Origin of the sequence: Mesorhizobium sp. M4B.F.Ca.ET.203.01.1.1, assembly GCF_004791025.1 — a bacterium.
Classification (GTDB): domain Bacteria; phylum Pseudomonadota; class Alphaproteobacteria; order Rhizobiales; family Rhizobiaceae; genus Mesorhizobium; species Mesorhizobium abyssinicae.
Map to the genome: position 1 here is coordinate 548,426 of NZ_SRUO01000004.1, position 6,588 is coordinate 555,013.

Consider the following 6,588-nt stretch of genomic DNA (forward strand, 5'->3'; position numbering starts at 1 on the left):
AACGCCATGAAAGTGCTGGTCACAGGCGCGACGGGACTCGTCGGACGCCAGGTCGTGAATCGACTGCGCGATGCTGGGCTCGAGGTGCGGATCGCCTCGCGTCACCCGGAACGGCTGGGGCGGACAAGCGACGCGGTTCTGCTGCCCGGCTTCGATGCCCCGGCCGATGCGTTCCTGGCGGTGATGCAGGATGTGACGCATGTCGTTCACTGCGCGGCGCTGAACAATGACCGCGACGCCAGCGAGCACGACTATCTGGCGGTGAACGGAGCGCTGACTGGGCAGCTTGCGGGTGCCGCGGCGACGCTGGCAAGCGGACGCTTCCTCTACCTGTCGTCGATCCGGGCGGTGGTCGGTCCCGGCTTCAGCGGCACCATCGATGAGGAGACGCCCCCTGCCCCGCAAGACGCCTATGGCAGCTCGAAGCGCGAAGGCGAGATCAGGACGCTCGATGCCTATCGATCGGCCGGCCGTTCCGACGCCGCGGTGCTGCGCCTGCCGCCGGTTCATGGCGAGGGCATGAAGGGGAACCTGGCAACGCTGATGCGGCTCGCCGATACCGCCCTGCCGCTGCCGACAGGAGCCCTGACCGGGATCCGCTCGCTGATTTCGTCCGACGCGGTGGCCGGCGCGGTGCTGCAGCTTTTGACCAAGCCGGCGGCGCTTCAGCCCATTTATGTCGCCGGCGACCGCCCGCCCGCCACTATTTCCGAGATCGTCGCCGCCTTTCGGCGCGGCTTCGGCAGGCCGCCGCGCCTGCTTGCCGTGCCGGGAGCCCCCCTGCGCGCGGCGGCGAAGGTGCTTGGCAAAGGCAAGGCGTGGGACGCCCTGACGGCAAGTCAGATCTGCGATCCGTCGCTGCTTGTCTCGGAGGGATGGATTCCGCAAGCCGACACGCTGGACCAACTCACCGAACTGGCGCGGCGGCGCAAATCGGCCGCCGCTCACGCGCGATAGATCGTCCCTAGCAGTATTTTGAGATCGAGGCCGATCGAGGCCGTCCTGAGATATTCGGCATCGGTTTCCGCGCAGAGCCTCGGGTCCGACATGTCGATGCCGCGGATCTGGGCGAGGCCGGTGATGCCGGGAAGCGCCGACAGCACGCCGAGCGCCCGGCGACGCTCCACAAGTTCGGTCTGCGTGGGCAGGCACGGCCGCGGCCCGACCAGGCTCATTTCGCCCCTGAGCACGTTCCAGAGTTGCGGCAGCTCGTCGATCTTGGCCCGGCGCAATGCCTTGCCAACGGCGGTAATGGCCTGTGACGGCGCCTCATGCGTGGGCAAGGACGGCGTTCCCCGGTACATGGTCCGCAGCTTGTGGCAGCGAAAAAGCACGCCCCCTTGCCCGACCCTGATCTGCGAAAACAGAGCCGGGCCGGGTGACGACGCCTTGACCGCCAGCAAAGCGACAAGCAGCACGGGCGACGTCGCCACCAACATCGAGGCTGCGATCACCAGATCGAACGCTCGCTTGTGCCCTTTCATGGGTTAGAGCCTGTTTCATCTCGGTAGAATCGGGATGGGGCTCTATCTTTTTGTTTGAGCATAGCCCTTTCCAAAAACCGGAATCCGCTTGGGGCCATGCTCTAGATCCGGCGCCAGACAAATGCCAGATAGAGGCCAAGCGTCCCCGGTAGTGTCTGTCGGTAAACGCCGCTTCTGCGCAGAAGCCGCAAGCGGCGGGAGATACCGCCGTTCCGAGCCCTTATGAACAGGCCGAGGCAGGCCGCAGCGTCCTTGGTCAGTATGTCGCGGTTGACTGCGAGACCACCGAGATTGCTGTCGGTCCAGCTGGCGAATTCACCTCTGAACAGGCGCCCGAGCCTGGAGAGCCTTGCTTTCCAGGAAACATTGGCGCCGACCAGGTTTGCCGCGTGCTGGCGGTAGCGCACCAAGGGCCGCGGGTCGTAGCGGACCATGCCCCCGGCGGCGGTGACGATCAAGTAGGCCCACCAGTCGTGACTGACGAACTCCGTCTTTGCCGATGCCTTGGCCAACAGGTGACGGGCGGCGCGGTTGATCAGCATCGTGTTGCCGCCGGCAATGCTCTGCACCAGGGCGTTGCGAAATGATGGCGGGCGCCGGAACAGCGGCGAATAGCCTGCGGCACTCCCGGTTTCTGAGATCGTCGCGGTTCTCGAGCAGAACAGAAGAGGGGTTTCCGCGTCGAGCGATCGCATCCAGCGCAGCGCGCTCTCCAGCCGGTCAGGCTCCCAGATGTCATCCTGATCGCAAAAGGCGTAGTAGTCGGCGTCGATGCGTGGATCGACGATCATTGAGCGGAAATTGGCGGCGAAGCCCTTTTGGGGCCCCTTCACCAGGGTCAGGGAGCCCTTAGTCCAGCGAGGCCGCCAAGCCTCGACGAGGGCTTGCGTGCCATCGGTGGATCCATCGTCGGAAACCCACAGGTCGACGAGCGGATGCGACTGGGCGAGCAGGGACTGCAACTGCTCCTCAATGAAGGCCGCACCGTCCTTCGCGCCCAGCAGCACGGCCACACGCTGATCTTGTCTGGTCACGGGTCTAGAATCACCTAGGCTGCACAAATGGCTATCGGATCGGTTTCAATAGCCAATCATTGCCGCGCAGGACAGGTCTAACGAGTTTGTCCAACTATTTTCGGCAGTGCTTCCAGTCGCGCGCCAGCAACGGGCTTTTCCGCCTGATACAGTTCCGCCAGCACGGCAAGGGCGGCCGCCTTGTCCTGGTCCCGAATCGCCGCCTGCAGCGACGTCAACGCGGCCTGGATTCTCGGCCATTCCACGACGTCGGTCCTCAGGCCGAAAATCTTGGCGATGTCGAGCGTGACGATCTCTTCGTTCTCGCCCTGAAGGGTCTCGTGCAGCTTCTCGCCGGGCCTGATTCCGGTAAAGCGGATCGGAATGTCAGTGTAGGGGCTCTTGCCGGCCATACGGATCATGGTTTCGGCCACCTCGAGTATCGGCACCGGCTTGCCCATGTCCAGCATATAGATGGCATAGTCGTCCTTGCCCGGACGCTGTTCGGCATCGGCGGCAGACATGATGACGAGGTCGACGGCCTCGGCAACCGTCATGAAATAGCGGGTCATGCGCCGATCCGTGATGGTGACCGGGCCGCCTGCCTCGATCTGCGCCTGGAAGATGGTGGCGACCGAGCCAGTGGAGCCAAACACATTGCCGAAGCGCACGGCAATGAACTTGGTGCCGGGCCGGCGCCCGCCCTGCCCGGCCGCCTGCATTTCGTGGAGCGAGCTGACGATCTGCTCGGCCGCCCTTTTGGTGATGCCGAGCACCGAGCTCGGATCGACCGCCTTGTCGCTCGAGATCAGCAGGAACTGCGGAACCCCGCATTTGGCCGCGACTTCGGCGCAGGCAAGCGTGCCGAAAATATTGGTCTGAATCGCCGCTTCCCAGTTCTCCTCGAGCAGCGGCACATGCTTGAGCGCCGCCGCGTGGAAGATGATGGAAGGCTTGAACTCGCTGACGACGCGGGTCATCTGCCGCCGGTCGGTGACGTCGATGATGCGGCTCGTCAGCCGGGCATGGTCCTCTTCGTCGATCAGCTGATCGAGCTGGAAGATGCCGAACTCGGAAATATCGGCGACCAGCACGGCCTCGGCGCCGAGTTCCAGCGAACGCTTGACGAGGATGCGGCCGATGGAGCCGGCGCCGCCCGTCACCAGCACCCGCTTGCCGCTGACGAAGCTGCTGATGCGTCCGACGTCGGTGGCAACCGCCGAACGACGCATGATCGTTTCCATCTCGACGGCGTCGAGCACCAGCTTGCCGCCCTGCCCGAGCTCGGAGACGCCCGAGAACCGCACGACGGATATGCCGCTGTGGCGGGCGACGCGAACCAGTTCGGCGTATTCCTCGATCTCGCTTTCGGCGCCGTTGCCGAAAATCAGCATGTCGAGATTCTGCGTGCCTTTGGCGTATTCCTCCAGGACCTCGACCAGACTGGGGCGCACGGCCACCACGGGAACACCCTGGATGCGCGTGCCCAAAGGCGCTTCGGTGCCGATCGCCATGATGCCGGCGATGGAATATTCCGCCGGGTTCGCGGTGCGCGTGAACCTGATGAGGACGTCAGCCTCGCCCAGCCTGCCGACGAACAGCGCCTGCTTGACCAGCGGATTGTTCGAGCCGCGGCTCAATATCGCCCAGCTCGCTCCGTCACGGAGGAACCGGTAGTAGAGCCGGGGAGCAGAGATGATGGTGAAGGAGACGAGGAAAAAGACAATGAACTGGCGCTCGTTGAGGCCGATCACCGGCTGGAAGGTACGAAACGTCAGCGAGGCGAGATAGAGCAGGACAGTCAAAGTCGCGCAGCTCTTCAGGATGTTGAAGAAATCGGGCGTCGAGGCAAACCGCCACACTGTGTTGTAGAGCCCGCAATACCTGAACAGGAGATGGCTTAGAACGACGATGCTTGCCCAGCACGCCAGGCCCGTGGGCGACAGCGCCCCGAACGACAGACCAGACCGCGACAAAACCAGGCTGAGCGCCACCGCGATCAGGACCATGACGATGTCCTGAAGCATGATGATAGCGCGCCGTATCTTCGGCCGAAGTCCGGACACGGCTTCTACGTATGAGGTCATTGGGTAGTACTGAACTCCAGGCGCGAAGATAGTAACGCTAAAGTGGCGCCAGATCGATTGTCATCCGACACCGGCCACCTATCAAAGTGCCAAATCTTCAACCCGCCGCCTTCTATCGCATAGCGCGGAGTTGGGGGCTTCGCCAGATTTTTTTGGAAATGCACGTGGTTACCTGTCAATCTAGGCGATCCGGCGGGAGGCGCGCGCCGAGGCCGAGGCGCTTTAGATTGGAGTTGGATCGAATCCTATGCGCGACCCAACATTGCCGGAGAGATAGCTCGTCAATCTCAGATCCGCACCTGTTTACATGCCAAGGATGTTTCTTTGTCACGACCGGCTCTTACGCACTGTCGCCCGTCTATCCGGCGTCAGATCTTAGTAGCGACTTTAGATACCTGACCGGGTACATCACCCTCCACGAATGGCTGTTTTTTATCTGGATCGTTTCTTTTTGAGCCGCCTTCAACTGTTCGGCCACACTTTCAAGCTGGCTTTCCGCATCGTTGGCCCGAAGCGCTTCACTGTCGGCCTTTGCCATCAAATCAGCCTCGCGGGCTTTGGCGTTTGCCCTCAGATCAGCTTCACGGGCCGCGGCATCCGCCTTCTGCTCTTCGGCCAGACGCTGGAGGTCATTCAATTGCTCCGTCAGTTGCGCCCCTCTTGCAGCCGCTTCGGCGCGGTTCCTCTCCAACTCAGCCACCTGTTCGTCGGCAGCGCATCGCTGCTGCGCCAGCCGTTCGGCGGCCGCCTTTTCGCGAGCGGATATCTCGGCAAAGAACGCTGCTCCGAAAACCGGATTGAGGCTGTCGAAGGCGCCACGCACCGCATCAAGTCGCGACATCGCCGCGGCATCGGCCTGGTCTTCCTCAAGTACCTTCACTGCGCCGTAAACTTGCTTGATCCAATCATCGATCCTCGGGTCAGCTTCTAACTGACCTCGGCTCGCAGCATGGTGCTGATGCTTATCCGCAAAATGATTGGAAAGGGCTGCCGACCACTCCGCCTTGGGCAGAGGCCAGTCGATCTTCAGGGTGCTTGTGATCCCGTCGATCCCCTCGCGCCACTGATCAAACATGCCTTCATAGGATAGGAAAATCCGCGGCTGGCCCCGCGTCGCGTGCTCGGCCTCCAACGCATGGCGCAGCCAAAGAAGGGAACTGAAACCGACCGTGAATTCGTCACGCTTGGCCAGAGACGCGATCACCGCCAAGGGGTTGCGCCCGATCAGCACATAGCGAACGTCGATACGCATTTGCTTCATGACACCCATGTACAGCGGCACGAAACGAGATATTCGCGGCTCCTTGAGTACGAAGAGCGAGGCACTGCCATACTCTTCGTCAATCAGCCGAGCGATCTCGGCCTGGTAGAATTGCAGGCGCCCCGGAATAAGAACGTTGGGATCAAGGGATCTCCAATCATCCCACCGGCTGCCGAGCTCGGCCAGCATCCGATCATTAAGCTCCATCAGCCGTTGCGGCTCCCAGTGGCCTTCTTCGTTGGTTGGATTGGCGCCAAGCATGGTCTTCGGCAGCTCAGCACCAAGCAGGCTAATCGCCCTAGTCAGGGCGCTGGTGCCCGATCGATGCATGCCGATCACCATGATGCAGGTACGCTTCGCTGCTTTCGGCGCCGCTTCGGCGGCCTGCGGCGTCGCATCGTGCAAATTTCCGGATGATGGGTAGTTGCTCAAGTCGTCAATGCTCGCCCACGCCAAGCGTCAGGGTGGCCATCACGATGACAATTAGGAGCCGCATATTCGGCCGAAGTCCAGACACGACTTCTACGTATGAGGTCATGGATAGTACTGAACTCCAGGCGCGAAGTACGCTAGTGGCGCCAGATCGACTTCATCCGTCACCGGCCACCTGTTAGAGGTAAGCGCTGTTCTCAGGCCACGGCCCTGAGTTCGGGAGCCGGGATGTAGGCCCAGGGCAGCAGGTCGTCGATCTGGCTGTTCGGGTGGCCATTGACGATCCTGGTGAGGACATCGGCGAGATAGCC

Annotated in this window: 6 protein-coding genes; 1 reads left to right on the plus strand and 5 read right to left on the minus strand. The window is 62.3% G+C overall.

Annotated elements, in window-relative coordinates:
- The first annotated feature begins 6 nt into the window (after positions 1 to 6).
- On the plus strand, positions 7 to 957 hold the full coding sequence (locus EN846_RS12515) for an NAD-dependent epimerase/dehydratase family protein (RefSeq protein WP_135858096.1): 951 nt from the start codon (positions 7 to 9) through the stop codon (positions 955 to 957).
- On the opposite strand, the gene EN846_RS12520 is transcribed toward EN846_RS12515, so the two are convergent.
- From EN846_RS12520 to EN846_RS12540, 5 genes are all read right to left on the minus strand, one after another.
- Positions 945 to 1,484: a sugar transferase gene (locus EN846_RS12520; protein WP_127310934.1), complete on the minus strand. Its 540-nt coding sequence runs from the start codon at positions 1,482 to 1,484 to the stop codon at positions 945 to 947. The two genes, EN846_RS12515 and EN846_RS12520, sit on opposite strands and share 13 nt — an antisense overlap.
- A 101-nt stretch (positions 1,485 to 1,585) precedes the next feature.
- Complete coding sequence (locus EN846_RS12525; RefSeq protein ID WP_245478364.1) at positions 1,586 to 2,497, minus strand: glycosyltransferase family 2 protein; 912 nt, start codon at positions 2,495 to 2,497, stop codon at positions 1,586 to 1,588.
- Positions 2,498 to 2,595: 98 nt separating this feature from the next.
- A complete protein-coding gene (locus EN846_RS12530; protein ID WP_187331202.1) occupies positions 2,596 to 4,584 on the minus strand; it encodes a nucleoside-diphosphate sugar epimerase/dehydratase in 1,989 nt (662 codons plus the stop codon).
- Positions 4,585 to 4,942: 358 nt separating this feature from the next.
- Positions 4,943 to 6,277, minus strand: a complete 1,335-nt coding sequence (locus EN846_RS12535) for a sulfotransferase domain-containing protein (protein WP_127391636.1) — start codon at positions 6,275 to 6,277, stop codon at positions 4,943 to 4,945.
- Between the two features lie 197 nt (positions 6,278 to 6,474).
- The coding region (locus EN846_RS12540) for a transposase domain-containing protein (RefSeq protein WP_135913840.1) at positions 6,475 to 6,588 on the minus strand (114 nt) is incomplete at its 5' end.

Coding starts and splice junctions, on each gene's coding strand:
- EN846_RS12515 (WP_135858096.1), top strand. CDS start 7: ATGAAAGTGCTGGTCACAGGCGCGACGGGACTCGTCGGACGCCAGGTC.
- EN846_RS12520 (WP_127310934.1), bottom strand. CDS start 1,484: ATGAAAGGGCACAAGCGAGCGTTCGATCTGGTGATCGCAGCCTCGATG.
- EN846_RS12530 (WP_187331202.1), bottom strand. CDS start 4,584: ATGACCTCATACGTAGAAGCCGTGTCCGGACTTCGGCCGAAGATACGG.